We start from the raw sequence: 16,389 nt of genomic DNA, 5'->3' as shown, positions 1-16,389 counted from the left end.
GTATCAGGAAAAGGTTGCTTAGGGAAACAAATTTTCCCGCCGCCGTCGAACGCGTCCTTAAACGGCAAACGCCCCCGCACCGCTGCCAGTGCAGGGGTGCGGGGGCGTCGCTGCGACGATGCGCTGCTAGTCGCCCAGGTGTGTGGGTCCGAACATTTTCAGGAGCGTTTCAACCACGACGACGTTGGGACCGTCGGCGGCGAAGCCTGCCTTAAGCGCGTCCCCCACATCCCCGGGGGCCACTTTGACGGCGGGTACGCCGAACGCTTCGGCGAGCTTGACGAAGTCCGGGCGGGCGAGCTCGGTGGCAGTGGCTTTGCCGAACGCGCCCACCATGTATTCGCGCAGGATGCCGTAGCCGCCGTCATCCACGATCAGCCAGGTGACCGGGACGTTGTGCTGCTTGGCCGTGGCCAGCTCAGAAATGGAGTACATGGAGGAACCGTCGCCGGACACCGCCAGCACCCGGCCGGGCTTTCCTAAGGTTTCCAGGCCAACCGCAGCCCCGATGGCAGCCGGGAAGCCGTAGCCCAGGCCGCCGGCGCCCTGGGCTGAGTGGAACTGCCCCTCGCGGGAGTCCCAGCAGGACCAGCCCCAATAGGAGGCGATGGTCATGTCCCAAAAAGTCTGCATGTCCGCCGGAACCGCTTCGCGGATGTCGGCCATGAACGCCAGTTCCTTGGCGAGGTCCTGGGACTCCAGCCTGGCTCTTACCTTTGCGAGGGACTCCTTGACCAGTTCTTCAGGAGTGGAACCGTGCCAGTCAGCCGCGACGTCCGCGGGCGCCAGCGCTTCGTCCAGGGCTGCCAGTGCCTGGCCCGCGTCGGCTCGGATGCCCAGGCCCGGCCGGTTGGATTCCAGCACGCGGGGTTCGGCGTCGATCTGGATGATTCGGCCGCGGGGTTCGAACGTGAAGTAATTGGATGTAACTTCACCCAGGGATGAGCCGATGACCACCAGGACGTCCGCGTCCTCGAGGACGTCGGTCATGTACCGGTCCTCAATCCATGACTGCAACGACAGCTCGTGGTTCCAGGGGAACGCGCCGTTACCGCCCGGGGTGCAGATCACCGGCGCACGGAGTTTCTCGGCAATGGACAGCAGCGATTTCTCCGCCTCGCCGCGGCGGGTGCCGCCGCCGGCAATGATCGCCGGGCGCCTGGCCTCCTGCAGCCACTTCACGGCTTCGCGGACCAGTTCGACGCGCGGCGGGTTGTCCGCGGCCTCGGCCAGCGCGTCCTCCACCGGCGGAACCATGATGGGATCCAGCAGGACGTTCTGCGGGATCTCGATCCACACCGGCCCCTGGGGCGAGGAAATCGCCTCGGTCCAGGCATCCTGGATGGCCGACGGGATGCCGGAGGCGTGCTGGATCAGCCGCTGGCTCTTGGTGACGTTGGCAGCGGATGCCTTCTGGTCATCGAGCTGGTGGAGCATGCCCTTGCGACGTGCCCCCAGTCCCTCCAACGGGATCTGGCTGGCCACCACCACCATGGGCACGCCGGTGGCGTAGGCCTCCTGCAGCCCGGCCAGCGAGGTCAGAGCGCCGGGGCCGGTCGACAGGAACAGGACGCCCACCTCACCGGTGGCACGCGAATACCCGTCCGCGGCGAACGCGGAGTTGTTTTCCACCCGCGATGAGACAAACTGCAGGTTGCCGCGGCCCATCGCGTCGAAGAGGCCCAGCGCGTGCTGGCCGGGAATGCCGAAGACCGTCTTCGCGCCCAGGGCCTCGAGGGTCTCGACGACGAGGTCCCCGCCGTTGCGGGCACCGGTCCCCTTGGTCGGGGCTGCAGTCCCTGGATCGAAATCGATCATGGCCGCCTACTCCTTGCCCGCTGCTGCGAACCCTGCCGGCCGGCGGACTTCCTGCCCGAGGGCCTGGGCGGCGTAGCCGGTCGGGGCACCGAAGCGGTCGCCCGGGACGGCGCTGTCCGCCATCAGCGTCACCAGCTCATAGGCCACATGGCTTCCGGCGACGCCGGTGATTTCTGCGTGGTCGTAGGCCGGGGCAACCTCCACGACGTCGGCGCCTACCAGGTTCATGCCGCGGAAGCCCCTGATGATTTCCAGGAGTTCGCGGCTGGTGATGCCGCCTGCTTCCGGGGTTCCGGTGCCGGGTGCGTGCGCCGGGTCGAGGACGTCGATGTCTACCGAGATGTAGAGGGGGCGGTTGCCGATCCGGTCACGGACCTTGGCCACGGTCTCCAGGACGCCCTGGTAGTAGACATCCGCCGAGGTGACGATGCCGAAACCGAAGCGGTGGTCGTCGTCGAGGTCCTTCTTACCGTACAGCGGGCCGCGGGTGCCGATGTGGCTGATGGCCTCGGTGTCGAGGATGCCTTCCTCGACGGCACGGCGGAACGGAGTTCCGTGGGTGTATTCAGCGCCGAAGTAGGTGTCCCAGGTGTCCAGGTGCGCGTCGAAGTGCAGCATGGCGATCGGGCCGCCGGCGCGTTCGGCGGCGGCGCGAAGCAGTGGCAGCGCGATGGTGTGGTCGCCGCCGAGCGTCACCAGCTTGCTGCCGCCGGAGGTGAGGTCAAGGGCGTTCTGCTGGATGGTTTCGATGGCCTCATTGATATTGAAGGGGTTGACGGCCATGTCCCCGGCGTCGGCCACCTGGATGTTTTCGAACGGGCTGACGTCCCAGGCCGGGTTGTACGGGCGGAGCAGGCGGCTGGCTTCCCGGACATGGTTGGCCCCGAACCTGGCACCCGGCCGGTAGGAGACGCCTGAGTCGAAGGGCACGCCCACCACCGTGACGTCTGCCTTGGCCACCTGGTCCAGCCGCGGAAGGCGCGCAAACGTGGCCGCTCCGGCGTAACGCGGAATCCGGGATGAGTCGATGGGTCCAAGGTTGCCGTTGGCTTCGATGCGCAGCTCTTCCATGCGGGTTTCTCCTTCGAAGAGTGAGGGGCTGGTGTGACTGTCATCATACACCGCGGTTTTCCAATGCGCACCAAGTGTTTACCTTCTCGGCGTGGGGGCCGTGCGGTCCTGCCCAGCTGCCGCCGACACTAGGGACACATCCCCACCCGCGAACCGCGCAATCCCGGCACCTCACAGCTAACGCAGCGCAAGTAACTGGGAGGGAAGGCACTGACACCCGGGTCCGCGACTGCCCACATACGCCCAAAAGCGGGTTCCGCGCTCCCTGCGCACACCATCCAATGGGCTCATGGACATCCTCGAACACCTTCGACAGTCAGGCGGCGTAACCCGCTCAGGTCAACTCCTTGGGGCGGGCTTCACGCCACGGGACCTCCAACGGCTCGCGGGGCCGGGCGCCAGCCAACCCCGGCGCGGCGTTTTCGTCCTGCCCGATTGCGATAAAGCATTCCTTGCCGCGATCCTGCATAACGGCAGGCTGAGCTGCGCCAGCGCCGCCGGCCTCAACGGACTCTGGCTCCGTTCACCGCCCGAGCAGCCGCATCTGGCCTGCCGCCACGGTCACGGCAACGGCTTCATCCGGCACCGCACCGTGAGGTTCCCGGGACACCCTTCGCTGCCCGTGGCCGCCGTGGAGGATGTGGCGCTGCACGCTTTGGGCTGCCTGGCGCCGCCGGCCTCAACGGCAATCGCGACGTCGGCCATCAGGTTGCATGGCGTCCCGCGCGAACTGCTGGCCTCCCGGCTCCAGGCCGACCGCTCCGGCCCCGCACGCAGAATCTTGAGAGAACTCGATCTCCGCGCAGAGTCGATTGTGGAAGTTGATGCCCAACACTTGTTCCGGACACACGGAATCACCTACGACGCCCAGGTCTTCCTGCCCGGGATAGGCCGGGTGGATTTCCTGCTGGGCGGATTCCTGATCGTGGAGATTGACGGGTTCGCTTTCCACTCGAAACGGGAGGACATGCTCCGGGACAGGACCCGCAACAACCTGTCCGCCGTCCACGGTTATGCCGTCCTTCGCTACATGCCCGAACACATCTGGTTCAACCCGGGTCAGGTCGTGGAAGAAATCAGGTCAGTCCTGGCCGGACAGCGGTTCCGGCGCAGGTAGTGTGCGTTCCAGCCCAGTTACCGCCACCCCTTGGCGCTCCGCTTCAACCCGCCCTGCGGAAACTGGGGACTCGCGCCGGGGATAGAGAACAGTAACCGGGCAGGAAGGGACACAGCCAGGAAGGGAGGGATCTACCGGCTGGCGGCGGGCACCAGGACCCAGAGCACTTCCACCGGCTTGTCTGTGGGGTTGATCCAGGTGTGCGGTTCACGGCCGGGGAAGGTGACGGTATCCCCCGCATTGAGGTCGTATTCCTCGTTGGTGAGGATCAGCCTGATGCTGCCCTTGGTGACGTGCAGGACGTCGACGTCGCAGTCCACGGCGTAGAGCTCGGACTCGCCACGGCCGTGCGGCTCGATGACCGCCTGGATGATCTGGATGCGCCGCTCGGACCGTGCCGTCAGCAGGCGTTCCACAATCCCCTGCCCGCCGAGGGAGATCCGCGGTCCTTCATTGCGCTTGGTCAGATGGGTCTCCGGCGCCACAAAGAGGTCACCGATGGAAATGGACAGGACCTGGCACAGCGTCACCAGCGAAGCAACAGAGGGCGAGGTGAGGTCACGCTCCACCCTGCTCAGGAAGCCCTTGGTCAGCCCGGTGGCGTCCGCCACCTGCTCGATGGTGAGCCGCTGGGACTGCCGCGCCGCGCGAATCCGGGAGCCGATGGCAACCGGTACATTGCTGGGCTCAACTGGCAGTGCCTTCATCTAAGAACCTTTCATAGCCGGCAGTCCGGCCCCGCTCTGCAGCAATACTAATGGCCGCCACCATGTGTGACGCCTCCATGGCGCGCGGGCCCGGATCACGAACTTCCCCTTGACTGTTACGGCGGTCACAGCCTAATCTTTGGAAACACCTGTTGCCTATAAGGCAATTATCGGGAGTTTCCTCCCTTTTCCATCTTCCGCAGTTCAGTCCGGATCCCCGCCGGGCGCGTCGGCTGCCAATCAGCTCCAAGGAACCCAACATGGATGCAAGTGTCATCAACATCGCCATCGTGGTGGTGTACCTCGTCGCAATGCTGGCGTTCGGCTGGTGGGGCAAGTCCCGCACCCGCAACAACAGCGACTTCTTGGTGGCCGGCCGCCGCCTGGGCCCCTTCCTCTACACCGGCACCATGGCCGCCGTCGTCCTGGGCGGCGCCTCCACGGTGGGCGGCGTTGGCCTGGGCTACAAGTTCGGCATCTCCGGCATGTGGCTGGTGGTCGCCATCGGCGCCGGTGTCCTGCTCCTCAGCCTCGCCTTCGCAGGCACCATCCAGAAGCTGAAGATCTACACCGTCTCCCAGATGCTGTCCCTGCGCTATGGCAGCCAGGCCACCCGCACCTCCGGCATCATCATGCTCGCCTACACTCTGATGCTGTGCGCCACGTCCACCGGCGCCTACGCCACCATCTTCGTGGTGCTTTTCGGTTGGGACCGGGCAGTGGCCATAGCTGTGGGCGGCGCGATCGTCCTGGTGTACTCCACCATCGGCGGCATGTGGTCCATCACCCTGGCGGACCAGGTCCAGTTCGTGATCAAGACCGTGGGCATCTTCTTCCTCATGCTGCCCTTTACGCTGAACGCCGCGGGCGGCCTGGACGGCATCCGCAGCCGCGTGGAAGAAAGCTTCTTCCAGATCGACGGCATCGGCGTCGAAACCATCATCACCTACTTCGTGGTCTACACCCTGGGCCTGCTGATCGGCCAGGACATCTGGCAGCGCGTGTTCACCGCAAAGACTCCGCGGGTAGCCCGCTGGGGCGGCGCCACCGCCGGCATCTACTGCATCCTTTACGGCGCTGCCGGCGCCCTCATCGGCCTCGGTGCACGCGTGGCCCTGCCCAGCATCGACGTCGCCACCGAAGGCAAGGACGTTGTCTACGCCGAGGTGGCCCAGAACCTGCTCCCCATCGGCATCGGCGGCCTGGTCCTGGCGGCAGCTGTTGCGGCCATGATGTCCACCGCGTCCGGCGCCCTCATCGCTGCTGCCACCGTGGCCCGCGCCGACGTTCTGCCGTTCGTTGCCGGCTGGTTCGGCAAAACCATCAACACTGACGATTCGGACAACCCCGAGCACGACGTCAAGGCCAACCGCCTGTGGGTCCTGGGCCTGGGCATCGTGGCCATCCTGATCGCCATCGTCACCAAGGACGTGGTGGCTGCACTCACCATCGCCTACGACATCCTGGTGGGCGGCCTCCTCGTGGCCATCCTCGGCGGGCTCATCTGGAAGCGCGGCACCGGCATTGCGGCAGCAGCCTCCATGGCAGTCGGGTCCGTGGTGACTCTGGGCACCATGATCGTCCTGGAGATCAACGCTGAAGAACCGCTGGCAGGCGTGTTCGCCAACGAGCCGATCTACTACGGCCTGATCAGCTCCGCGGCGGTGTTCATCGCTGTCTCGCTGTTCACCCGCCCCACCGCGCCGCACGTCATGCGCAACTGGCAGCGGCGCGTGGCAGGGCAGGACTCCCAGGAAGAGTCCGCCGAGCGGATCGCCGCCAACTGACCGGCCCGGAGAAACCGAAAGGTTTCCCCGAACGCTCTGAATACTGGCAACGCACGACGGCGGCGTCTCCTTTCGCAGACAGCGGGAGGAGGCGCCGTCGTCGTCCGTCCTACTCCCCGTGGGGCGGCTTAGTCGCCGTCACGGACCTCGTCCGGATCGAGCGGGACCACACGGTCCTCGGCGTCGACCACTACCGGGGCCGCATGGACCACCGGCTCCTCCTGGTCCAGGAATTCGTCCTCGGCGTCCCAGTCCTCACCCGCGACCGGTGTGTCCTCAGCGTAGTCGTATGCGGGGTCCGCCTCCACGGCGTCCAGGTGCGGCATGTCCGGGTGCTGTCCGGTGGTGCCCATGATTCAACCTCCGTGTCTTCGCCTGACGTGCTCATGTTGATGGCGGCCTGGCCGCGCCGCTCTTTCATCACAACACCGCGGCCGGGCAGGGTCAAGAGTCCATCGGCCGGCTGTGGACAGTGCGGCTGAGAGCCTCCCGGGCAACGCAAAAGCCACGCCGTTTTAAGGCGCACCGAAACCCGGAAGCGAGGAATGCCAGCCGAAAAACCGCGGAAATTCGCAGTAGGCTGGCTCTGCAACGGGGCCGAACATCATGCCCCACCAGCCCAGGAGTCTTCGTGTCGCAGCACGCCCAGTCCACGCCGAACCATTCAGCGCCGCACCATTCCAGCCCGCACCCATCCAGCCCGGAGCCCGCCCCGCGAACCGGCCAGACGGGCCATCATCCCGCACCGTCATCCGCGGACCTCAAGCGGTGGCGCCAGTACCTTGCTGACGAACGGGCCGAAGCCGCCGTTTACCGCGACCTGGCCCAAAACCGTGAGGGCGAGGAGCGCGAAATCCTCCTGGCCCTTGCCGAAGCCGAAGGCCGCCATGAGGCCCACTGGCTGGGATTGCTCGGCGACCACGCCGGGAAACCGCGCCCCGCCTCGGCCCGCAGCCGGATGCTCGGATTCCTGGCCCGCCACTTCGGATCCGTCTTCGTGCTCGCGCTGGCGCAGCGCGCCGAAGGACGGTCGCCCTATGCCAAGGATCCCAACGCCACGGACGCCATGGCCGCGGATGAACAGATCCATGAGGAAGTGGTCCGCGGGCTGGCAACACGGGGCCGCAACCGCCTGGCCGGCACTTTCCGCGCCGCGGTGTTCGGCGCCAACGACGGCCTGGTCAGCAACCTGTCACTCGTAATGGGCATGGCGGCCTCCGGCGTCGCCAGCAGCGTGGTGCTGCTCAGCGGCATCGCGGGCCTCCTGGCCGGCGCCATGTCCATGGGCGCCGGTGAGTTCATCTCCGTCAGGTCCCAGCGTGAACTGCTGGCCGCCACCCGGCCCACGCAGGTCACGCTGGCCGCGGCACCCAAGCTGGACCTGGAGCACAACGAGCTCCTGCTGGTGTACCTGGCCCGGGGCATGTCCCACGAAGCAGCCGAACACCGGGTGGCCGAACGCACGGGCCTGCTCTCCTGCGACTGCGACCCCAGCCTGTCCCTCCAGCCCGAGCTGCCGGAGGAGGAGGACCAGCACGAGGCCGTGGGCACCGCCTGGGGAGCCGCATTGTCCAGCTTCTGCTTCTTCGCCTCCGGCGCCATCATCCCCATCCTGCCGTTCCTGTTCGGCCTGACCGGGGTCTCAGCCCTGGTGGTTGCCGGCGCCCTGGTGGGCGTCGCATTGCTGGCAACCGGCGGCATCGTCGGCCTGCTGTCCGGCACGTCACCCCTCACCCGGGGACTGCGCCAGCTGGGCATCGGCCTGGGCGCGGCCGCCGTCACTTATCTGCTGGGGCTCGTCTTCGGCACCGTCGTCGGCTAGCGGCGGCCCACCCGTGAAAGCCCCCTAGTGGAGGAATTCCCGCCCCGGCACGCCGGGAACCGCCCCCAACGCAAGCACGGCCCGGCTTACCGGGCCGTGCTTGCTGTCGCGCTCTGCACCGCGGCGGTACTGGGAGGCGCCCTGGCCCTGGGCGACCCGCGGATCAGTCAGCTGTTCTCCGCAGGTGAGGGTCACGGCGAGGGCCCCGGGCTCTCTCAGGAGAAACCCGAGGAAGGCCGGGAGGATCCCCTCTCCGGATCCGCCGGCGAACCGTCAGCGGCCAGCACGGACGCGCCCCCGCCGGGATACGAGGAGGAATCCGCTCCGCTCGCCGAGCCGGAAGTTCCGGCGGTGGGCAGCGACTCCTACGGCTTCCTGGCGGTCAACGGCGACGGCACCCCGGTGGGCTACTCGCCCTGCCGCCCCCTCCACTACGTGGTGAATGACCAGCTCGCCCCTGCCGGTTCGGACCGGCTCGTCCCGGATGCGATCAGCACCATTTCGGCCGCCACCGGCATCACCTTCGTCTATGACGGCACCACCGGCGAACAGCCTTCACCGCAGCGCGCCGCGTACCAGCCAGCAGCATATGGCGAGCGCTGGGCGCCGCTGCTGATCGCCTGGACCACGCCGGAAGCTTCCCCGGAACTCGCAGGCAAGGTGATCGGCACGGGCGGAAGCACCCACTTCAGTTTCGACGGCGGTCCCAAGACGTTTGTCACCGGCAGCCTGGACCTGGATGCCCCGCAGATCACCGAAGAGCTGCGCCGGCCGGACGGGAGGCTGTACGCCGCTGCGGTCATCCTGCACGAGCTGGGCCATGTGATGGGGCTGGACCATGTGGCGGATCCCGCCCAGCTGATGTACCCGGAAATCGGCGGTTCCGTTGGCGCCTCCGGGAGCCTCGCGGACGGGGACCTCAACGGCCTGTATGAGCTCAGCAAGGCCCAGTGCCGGAAGGACCTCTAGGCCTGTACGTGCAGTGACCCCGCCCGGGGCTTCACAGCGCCCGTCCGTCCTGCAGCACGGCCACTGCCTGGTCCACGGTATCCACCAGGAAAATCCGGTCCTCCATGGCGCGGCCCGCCGCAAGCTGCCGGAGCAGCGGCCAGGCGGGGTAGTCGCTGGTCCAGTACTGCGTGCCCACCAGGACCATGGGCGTTACCTTTTCCCGCGCGCCGTAGTAGTTCTCGCAGGCGTCCTGGAAGATTTCCTGGACGGTTCCGGCGGCGCCGGGGAGGAAGATGATGCCGCCCCGGCAGACATCCAGAAGGACAGCCTCGCGGATGGAGTTGGCGAAGTATTTGGCGATGTGCGTGGCAAAGTAGTTGGGCGGCTCATGCCCGTAGAACCAGGTGGGAATGCCCAGCGAGGGTGTCCCGCCGGGATAGCGTTCGACGACGGCTGCCGCGGCGCGTGCCCACGCGGACACGGAAGGGCGGAAGCCGGGGACGGCAGCCAAGAGGCGGAGCGCGGCCTGCAGCCCGCCGTCGTCGTACCCGCCAAGGTAGGCGCCCAGGTTGGCGGCTTCCATGGCGCCCGGCCCGCCGCCGGTGGCCACCGCATGTCCGCCGCTGACCAGCAGCCGCCCCAGCCGCGCGGCCTCAGCGTAGTCCGCGCTCCCCCGTTTCGCCGCGTGCCCTCCCATGACGCCCACCATGCGTTTCCCGGACCAGGGGCCGGCCCGGAGTACCTCGTCCAGCGCATCGCCGATGGCATGGTCGTGCAGGGATGACGCCAGGGTGGATTCCACCCGGTGTTCCCGGCCCGGCTGGATGCTCCAGTGGTAGATCCGTGCATCCGGCAGTTCCTCGTAGGGAGCGCCGGCAAGCCCTTCGTACAGTTCGGCGGGTGAGTACAGGGCGGAACGGTAGGGATCGAAGGGGACCCCCTGCAGGCGCGGGAAGATCAGGGCACCCCTGCCGCGGAGCTTGCTTTCCATCCCTTCGTCGAACGTGCAGCCCAGGAACAGGGCGCCTTCCACATCCAGCCGGTTGAGCGCCGCCGACCTGCCCCGAAGGTCCAGGGACTGCGCATGCCACCCGTGGGCGCGGACAGCTCCCGCGGCCACCAGCCGGTCGAAGCTCTCCAGGTCCTCGACTTCGAGGGTGCGGGGCGTTGGGCCCAGCTTTCCGGAATGGCTCATGGCTGCCGTCGTCGTCCGCCGCTGGTCATGGGTTCAGCCTAGGCCAGCCAACGCGAACGCGGGGCCGGACCCCGCCCGCCCGGGTGTTACCGGAAGGGCTGGGCCCGGCCCCGCGGTGCCTGGGCTGGTGGATATCGGGGTGCGGAGCCTCGGCCGGAGGCTACGCGGTGACCTTTGCGGGCACCTCACCGTCACGGAAGTGTGCTTCAAGGTCCTCGAGCGAGTGGCCCTTCGTTTCCGGGACGAACTTCGCCACGAAGGCCAAGGACGCAACGTTGACCAGCACGAACAGTCCGAACGTTCCGGTGGAGCCGAGGGCGTTGACCACGATGGGGAACAGGAATGAAATGGCGGCGTTGACGGTCCACAGGGCGAAGACCGCGATTCCCATGGCAAACCCTCGGATGGCCAGGGGGAACATCTCCGAGAGCAGGAGCCAGACGCAGGTGCCGATGAAGCACTGGACGAAAGCCACGAAGAGCATCATGGCGGCCAGGATGGTGTAACTGGCCAGGTCGGACTGCGGCAGGAGGAAGACGATGGCCAACAGTGCCTGCGAGCCCACCACGCCGGAGAAGCCGATGATCAGCATCTTGCGGCGGCCCACGAAGCCGAGCAGCCAGATGCCCAGGATGGTCATGAGCACCGAGGTGACGCCCACGCCGATGGTAGCCACCAGCGAGGCACTCACGCCCAGCCCGCTTTTTTCGAGGATGGTGGGTGCGTAGTAGTTGACGGTGTTGATGCCGGTTGCCTGCTGGACTGTGGCCAGGCCGATGCCGATCCACAGCAGGCGGCGCATCCAGGGGTTGTTCTTCAGGTCGCGCAGGGCGTGGTTGCGTTCTGCTTTGGCGGTGCTGGCCGTCCGGGCGATTTCCTCGAATTCGACGGCGGCCTGTTCCGGGGTGCGGCTCATGGACAGGACGCGGCGGGTGTCCTCGAGCCGGCCGCGGATGGCATACCAGCGCGGTGATTCGGGGAGCATGAGCATCCCGACCAGGAGAGCCAACGCCGGCAGCGAGGCAATGCCCAGCATGGTGCGCCACACTTCGGTGTCGTGAATCAGCGCGTCCAGCAGGGCGTTGATGGCGAAGGCCAGCATCTGGCCGGTAACGATCATGAGCTCGTTGATGGTCACCATGCGGCCGCGGAGGTGGGCCGGCGCCATTTCCGCGAGGTACAGCGGGCAGGTGACGGCCGCTGCGCCGACTCCCAGGCCCAGGACGATGCGGGCAATGACCATGAACGTGACGTTGGGGGCGATGGCACAGCCAATGGCGCCGACCAGGAACAGCAGCGCGCAGACCAGCAGCGATCCGCGGCGGCCCAGTTTGTCGGCCATCCGCCCGCCGGTCAGGGCACCGACGGCGGCACCCGGGAAGAGCAGGGCGCTGACCACCGTGGCTTCCTCGACGGAGGTCATGTTCAGGGAGTCGTTCATGTAGAGCAGGGCGCCGGAGATCACGCCGGTGTCGTAGCCAAACAGCAGGCCGCCGAGCGTGGAGATGACGGTCAGGCGGGCCAGGTATCCCCTGCGGGTGGACCCCGGGGCGCTGGGGGAAGGTTTCTGCAACAGCATTGTTGCCTCTCAGATTCTCTATGGGACCGAACGGTCTGGAATGTGATGCGTGCCACCACATTAGAGCGCTCTAATATTCCGCGTCAAGAGAAAGTCCTAATGTCAGAACAATTTAATTTGCAGGCGTTCGGCCCGCCTGCGTCACAGGCAGCCTTGACCCAACAACCCCGCCTGCTACGATCGAACCAGAAAGTATGTCCTATCAAGAGAACATATGGCGGCAAAGCGGCTGCGCCCCATCCGGGCGGAGCCGGACGCTGCGACTAGAACAGGAATACACCGTGGCGAACAACCTGGGCCTCAGCATCGACCGCTCCTCCCCCGTGCCGCTTTACCACCAGGTGGTTCAGGGCATTGAGGCAGCCATCCACAGCGGTGTGCTGGAACCGGGCAGCCGGCTGGACAACGAGATCGACCTCGCGGCTCAGTTGAACCTCTCGAGGCCCACTATGCGCAAGGCCATGGATGAACTGGTGCGTTCGGGCCTGCTGGTGCGGAAGCGCGGCGTCGGAACCCAGGTGGTGTCCAGCCAGGTCCGCCGCCCCCTGGAACTCTCCAGCCTCTACGACGACCTCACCAACAACGGCAAGAAGCCCACCACCGAGGTGCTCAGCTTCTCCCACATCGAGGCCGACGACGCCACCCTTGCAATCCTGCAGCTGCCGGCCGGATCCAAGGTGTACCACTTCACCCGGTTGCGGAAAGTGGGCGGGAAGCCGCTGGCCCTGATGGAGAACTGGGTGCGCGACGACATTGCCTCCATGGACGAGGCGACTCTGTCAGCCGAGGGCCTCTATTCGATCCTCCGCCGCGGCGGCGTCAACTTCCGGCTGGCCACGCAGCGGATCGGGGCTGTGACGGCCAACGAGTACCAGGCCTCCATGCTGGACGCGGCCGAAGGTTCAGCCTTGGTCACCATGGAGCGCACCGCGGTGGACGATACCGGCCGGCACATCGAAACCGGCCACCACGTTTACCGCGCCGATTCCTACAGCTTTGAAATGACACTCGTACAGCGCTAACTGCAAGGAGCAAACTGCATGGCCAACTGGGTCTACCCGCTGGGCACCGCCGCCGACGGCCCCTGGGACGTCTCCCTCGGCACCTCCGATTCCTCCCTCACCGTAGAAGGGTGGGCACACACCGGCCTGAAGGTGGCCACCCTGGCCGCGGGCGCCGCCGTCGAACTTCCCTCGGCTGATGAAGAGCGCATCGTGGTGCCCCTCAACGGGTCCTTCACCGTGACCGTGGACGGGACCGACTATCCGCTCGCCGGGCGCCCCTCGGTGTTCTCCGGCCCCAGCGACGTCCTCTATTCCGGCTCCGGGCGCGCCGTGTCCATCAGCTCGTCCGACGGCGGCCGGGTCGCCGTCGCGACGGCACCCGCCAAAGCCTCGTACCCCACGCGGCTCGTCCCCGCCGCGGACACCCCCGTGGAACTGCGCGGCGCCGGCAACTGCTCACGGCAGGTCCACAACTTCGGTACACCCGCCGCGCTGGAAGCGGACCGGTTCATCGTCTGCGAAGTCCTCACCCCTGCCGGGAACTGGTCCTCCTATCCCCCGCACAAGCATGACGAGGAAAAGGACGGCGAAACCCACCTCGAGGAGATCTACTACTTCGAGACGCAGGTGGCCGCCGGATCCGGGGCACCGTCCGACGCCGACGCCATCGGCTACCAGCGCGTCTACGCCTCGGATGAGCGCCCCATTGATGTATCCGCCGAAGTCCGGACCGGCGACGTCGTGCTGGTCCCCTACGGCTGGCACGGCCCGGCCATGGCGGCCCCCGGCTACGACCTGTACTACCTCAACGTCATGGCAGGTCCGGGCCCCGTCCGGGAATGGCTGATCAGCGACGACCCGCATCACGGCTGGGTGCGCCAAACATGGGACACCCTGAACGTCGACCCGCGGCTGCCGTTCGGGGCCTAAGGCCAGGCTGGCCTGCCGGCTGGCATAGTGGAGTCTTGTGAAACAGACTTCCCATTCGCCGCGGTCCGTAACCATGGAGGATGTGGCGCGCAAGGCCGGAGTCAGCCGGGCGCTGGTGTCCCTGGTGATGCGCGATTCCCCCAAGGTGTCGCCTGCCAAGCGGACGGCGGTGCTGGAAAGCGCCGCCGCCCTGGGCTACTCCCCCAACAGGCTGGCGAGCCGGCTGGCCAGCCACCGCACCCACACCTTGGGCGTACTGTTCCTGGACCTGCACAACTCCGTCTTCGCGGACATCCATGACGGCCTCAGCGCAGGGCTGGCCGGCAGCGGCAACCAGGTGATGGTCGCCGTGGGCTCCGCGGATCCGCGCACCGAGCTCGAAGCGGTGCGTTCCTTCGTGGACTTGCGGGTGGACGGGGTGATCCTGGCCGGGTACACCGGCACGTCGGAGGACCTGGCGGCCGCGCTGCGCGGCACACCTGGCGTGGTGATCACCCGGGAGATGGAGGTCGACGGCGTCGATTCGGTTTTGACGGATGACTTCCGTTCCGGCGTACTCGCCGTGGAGCACCTTTATGGCCTGGGGCACCGGCGGATTGCCCACGTGGACATCTCCGACTGGCTCCCGTACACCGCCCGGCGCGAGGGTTACCTGCATGCCATGAAGGAGCACGGCCTCGAGCCCCAGCTGGTGCACAGCGACATGACCGAACGAGGCGGACGCTCGGTGATGGAACAGTTCCTCGGCTCGGGGGCGGAGCTGCCCACCGCTATTTTCGCGCATAACGACCTCACGGCCATCGGCGTCATGGAAGCACTGGCGGGCCGTGGCCTCGCTGTCCCGGGCGATGTTGCCGTTGTTGGCTGCGACAACATTGAGTTTGCCGCCTCCCCACTGATTGGCCTGACGTCCATCGACCAGCACGCCAGGGAGCTGGGCCAGGTGGCGGCGCAGGCCATGCTGGACCGGATCAGCGGGACCGCCGGGCCGGCTTCAACACGCAAGCTGGAACCGGCCCTGATGGTCCGCCGCTCCTCCGACCCCGCGGCCTGATCCTTGGCTCCACGCCTCCATAACCCTTGGCAGCGGCGCCGGTCAAACTTCAGATGGAGCGCCTTTTAAGCTCGCGGTAAACCGTCGTCCGTGACACGCTGAACAACTCGGCCAGCTCGGCCTGTGTGTGCTCTCCGGCATCGTGCAGTGTCAAAAGGTGCTTTCGCTGCGCCTTGGACAATTTTGGCGGCTTTCCTTTCAGCCGCCCTTTTGCCTTTGCAACGGCCATTCCTTCGCGGGTGCGCATCCGGATCAGATCGGCTTCAAACTCGGCCACCATTCCCAGGACGTTGAACAGCAGCCGGCCTACAGGGTCAGTCGGATCGTGGGTGCTGCCCCCGAGGCTGAGGACTACCCCTTTGGCCGTCAGTTCGTCGGCGATGTCCCTGGCATCCGAAAGGGACCGCGCCAGCCGATCGAGCTTAGTCACCACGAGGGTATCGCCGGCCCGGCACGCCGCCATCGCTTCTCGGAGCCCCGGGCGTACCCGATTGGCTCCGGTCAGTCCGTGATCGACGAAGATCTGCTTCTCATCAACCCCCAGGGCAAGGAGGGCGTTTCGTTGGGCCGTGAGGTCCTGGTCGTTCGTCGAGACCCGGGCATAACCGATCTTTATTCCAGTCATGAGGAACATAGTTGCACTATTCCCCCCGCCAGCGTACACATCACCGTACGGGTCATACGTACGTACCGCTTCGCAGCAACGGCGCGGAACCTGCCGGCCGCCTCTTTGAGCACGCTGCTCGACCGGCTTACGGGACGTTACGGACGCTCTGTACGGGACACCTCATACGACTCCTCGGCCGCTTCCGCAGTCAGGATAATGTCAGGACTATGCGTGAACTCTTGATAGTGTCCCTCGGCTTGTTCTTCGTTGTCGGAGGCTTAGGAACCTTCCTATGGATGCGCACACTTGAGCGCAGGACAAGCTGGCTCGGTTGGACGGAACAACGTCAGGCGTTTGATAAGCGTCGCCTGCTGCAGTTTGCCTTGTGCGTGGCGGCAGCCACGGGCATCTACTTGCTTGCGATGTATGTGTCCGGGTTGTCTCCTAGTACCGCAGAAATCAACGGATTCGGGCTGGTACTCCTTCTCGTCTCTGCGATTTGGCTTATGTTCCGCAGGGACATCGCGCGATATCAATACCAGACCGTCATGACGATGCTTAATCGCCACCGACCCGAGCAGGATGAAGCGCAACGGCAGATCAGAGCTATGGAATCCCTTGGCACTGGATTCAGTATTTTGCTTTTCTCCACCGGAATTCTGTTGCTCACCATAAGCCTGGTGTTTTCCTGACGCCGACCCTCCACTGTCGGATGAAGGATCGGTAAGTGGAACCTTCCCTATGTCC

General features: G+C 66.3%; 15 protein-coding genes. 8 read left to right on the top strand and 7 right to left on the bottom strand.

What is annotated here, in order from left to right; translation table 11 throughout:
* Positions 1–126: 126 nt before the first annotated feature.
* Positions 127–1,818 carry a thiamine pyrophosphate-binding protein gene (locus tag ACHL_RS04880; RefSeq protein WP_015936186.1) on the bottom strand — a complete coding sequence of 564 codons (1,692 nt, stop codon included), beginning with the start codon at positions 1,816–1,818 and terminating at the stop codon, positions 127–129.
* A gap of 6 nt (positions 1,819–1,824) precedes the next feature.
* On the bottom strand, positions 1,825–2,889 hold the full coding sequence (gene speB, locus ACHL_RS04875; protein ID WP_015936185.1) for an agmatinase: 1,065 nt from the start codon (positions 2,887–2,889) through the stop codon (positions 1,825–1,827).
* Between the two features lie 289 nt (positions 2,890–3,178).
* On the opposite strand from speB, the gene ACHL_RS04870 reads away from it, so the two are divergent.
* Positions 3,179–4,006, top strand: a complete 828-nt coding sequence (locus ACHL_RS04870; protein WP_015936184.1) for an endonuclease domain-containing protein — start codon at positions 3,179–3,181, stop codon at positions 4,004–4,006.
* A 131-nt stretch (positions 4,007–4,137) separates the two neighbouring features.
* Here ACHL_RS04870 and ACHL_RS04865 read toward each other — a convergent pair whose 3' ends face one another.
* Positions 4,138–4,713: a helix-turn-helix domain-containing protein gene (locus ACHL_RS04865; RefSeq protein ID WP_015936183.1), complete on the bottom strand. Its 576-nt coding sequence runs from the start codon at positions 4,711–4,713 to the stop codon at positions 4,138–4,140.
* A gap of 260 nt (positions 4,714–4,973) precedes the next feature.
* Between ACHL_RS04865 and ACHL_RS04860 the strand changes: the two genes are divergently transcribed.
* Positions 4,974–6,500: a sodium:solute symporter gene (locus tag ACHL_RS04860; RefSeq protein WP_015936182.1), complete on the top strand. Its 1,527-nt coding sequence runs from the start codon at positions 4,974–4,976 to the stop codon at positions 6,498–6,500.
* Positions 6,501–6,628: 128 nt separating this feature from the next.
* Here ACHL_RS04860 and ACHL_RS04855 read toward each other — a convergent pair whose 3' ends face one another.
* A complete protein-coding gene (locus tag ACHL_RS04855) occupies positions 6,629–6,853 on the bottom strand; it encodes a hypothetical protein (RefSeq protein ID WP_015936181.1) in 225 nt (74 codons plus the stop codon).
* A gap of 278 nt (positions 6,854–7,131) precedes the next feature.
* Here ACHL_RS04855 and ACHL_RS04850 point away from each other — a divergent pair, with 278 nt between their 5' ends.
* Positions 7,132–8,322 (top strand): VIT1/CCC1 transporter family protein, encoded by a 1,191-nt coding sequence (locus ACHL_RS04850; RefSeq protein ID WP_015936180.1) that lies wholly within the window; start codon positions 7,132–7,134, stop codon positions 8,320–8,322.
* 27 nt (positions 8,323–8,349) lie between these two features.
* Positions 8,350–9,291, top strand: coding sequence for a matrixin family metalloprotease (locus ACHL_RS04845; protein ID WP_015936179.1), 942 nt, complete (start codon positions 8,350–8,352; stop codon positions 9,289–9,291).
* A gap of 31 nt (positions 9,292–9,322) precedes the next feature.
* Here the strand turns inward: ACHL_RS04845 and ACHL_RS04840 are convergent, their stop codons facing one another.
* Together ACHL_RS04840 and ACHL_RS04835 are read right to left on the bottom strand one after the other, a co-directional pair.
* Positions 9,323–10,468 carry an LOG family protein gene (locus ACHL_RS04840; RefSeq protein WP_015936178.1) on the bottom strand — a complete coding sequence of 382 codons (1,146 nt, stop codon included), beginning with the start codon at positions 10,466–10,468 and terminating at the stop codon, positions 9,323–9,325.
* A gap of 160 nt (positions 10,469–10,628) precedes the next feature.
* The gene (locus tag ACHL_RS04835) at positions 10,629–12,047 is read right to left on the bottom strand and encodes a sugar porter family MFS transporter (RefSeq protein WP_015936177.1); all 1,419 of its coding nucleotides are present in this window, start codon (positions 12,045–12,047) and stop codon (positions 10,629–10,631) included.
* Between the two features lie 281 nt (positions 12,048–12,328).
* Between ACHL_RS04835 and ACHL_RS04830 the strand changes: the two genes are divergently transcribed.
* From ACHL_RS04830 to ACHL_RS04820, 3 genes are read left to right on the top strand one after another with little or no spacing between them, the layout of a single operon-like run.
* On the top strand, positions 12,329–13,069 hold the full coding sequence (locus ACHL_RS04830; protein ID WP_015936176.1) for a GntR family transcriptional regulator: 741 nt from the start codon (positions 12,329–12,331) through the stop codon (positions 13,067–13,069).
* Positions 13,070–13,087: 18 nt separating this feature from the next.
* Positions 13,088–13,981, top strand: coding sequence for a 5-deoxy-glucuronate isomerase (gene iolB, locus ACHL_RS04825; RefSeq protein ID WP_015936175.1), 894 nt, complete (start codon positions 13,088–13,090; stop codon positions 13,979–13,981).
* Between the two features lie 37 nt (positions 13,982–14,018).
* Positions 14,019–15,035 carry a LacI family DNA-binding transcriptional regulator gene (locus tag ACHL_RS04820; protein WP_139187466.1) on the top strand — a complete coding sequence of 339 codons (1,017 nt, stop codon included), beginning with the start codon at positions 14,019–14,021 and terminating at the stop codon, positions 15,033–15,035.
* Between the two features lie 49 nt (positions 15,036–15,084).
* On the opposite strand, the gene ACHL_RS04815 is transcribed toward ACHL_RS04820, so the two are convergent.
* Positions 15,085–15,660 (bottom strand): recombinase family protein, encoded by a 576-nt coding sequence (locus tag ACHL_RS04815; RefSeq protein WP_171908946.1) that lies wholly within the window; start codon positions 15,658–15,660, stop codon positions 15,085–15,087.
* Between the two features lie 278 nt (positions 15,661–15,938).
* On the opposite strand from ACHL_RS04815, the gene ACHL_RS04810 reads away from it, so the two are divergent.
* Positions 15,939–16,334 (top strand): hypothetical protein, encoded by a 396-nt coding sequence (locus ACHL_RS04810; RefSeq protein ID WP_244266518.1) that lies wholly within the window; start codon positions 15,939–15,941, stop codon positions 16,332–16,334.
* The last annotated feature ends 55 nt before the right edge of the window (positions 16,335–16,389 follow it).

It is taken from the genome of Pseudarthrobacter chlorophenolicus A6 (assembly GCF_000022025.1).
Taxonomy (GTDB): Bacteria; Actinomycetota; Actinomycetes; order Actinomycetales; family Micrococcaceae; genus Arthrobacter; species Arthrobacter chlorophenolicus.
The sequence above is the reverse complement of the archived record's forward strand: the minus strand, read 5'-3'. Positions and strand labels throughout refer to the sequence as shown.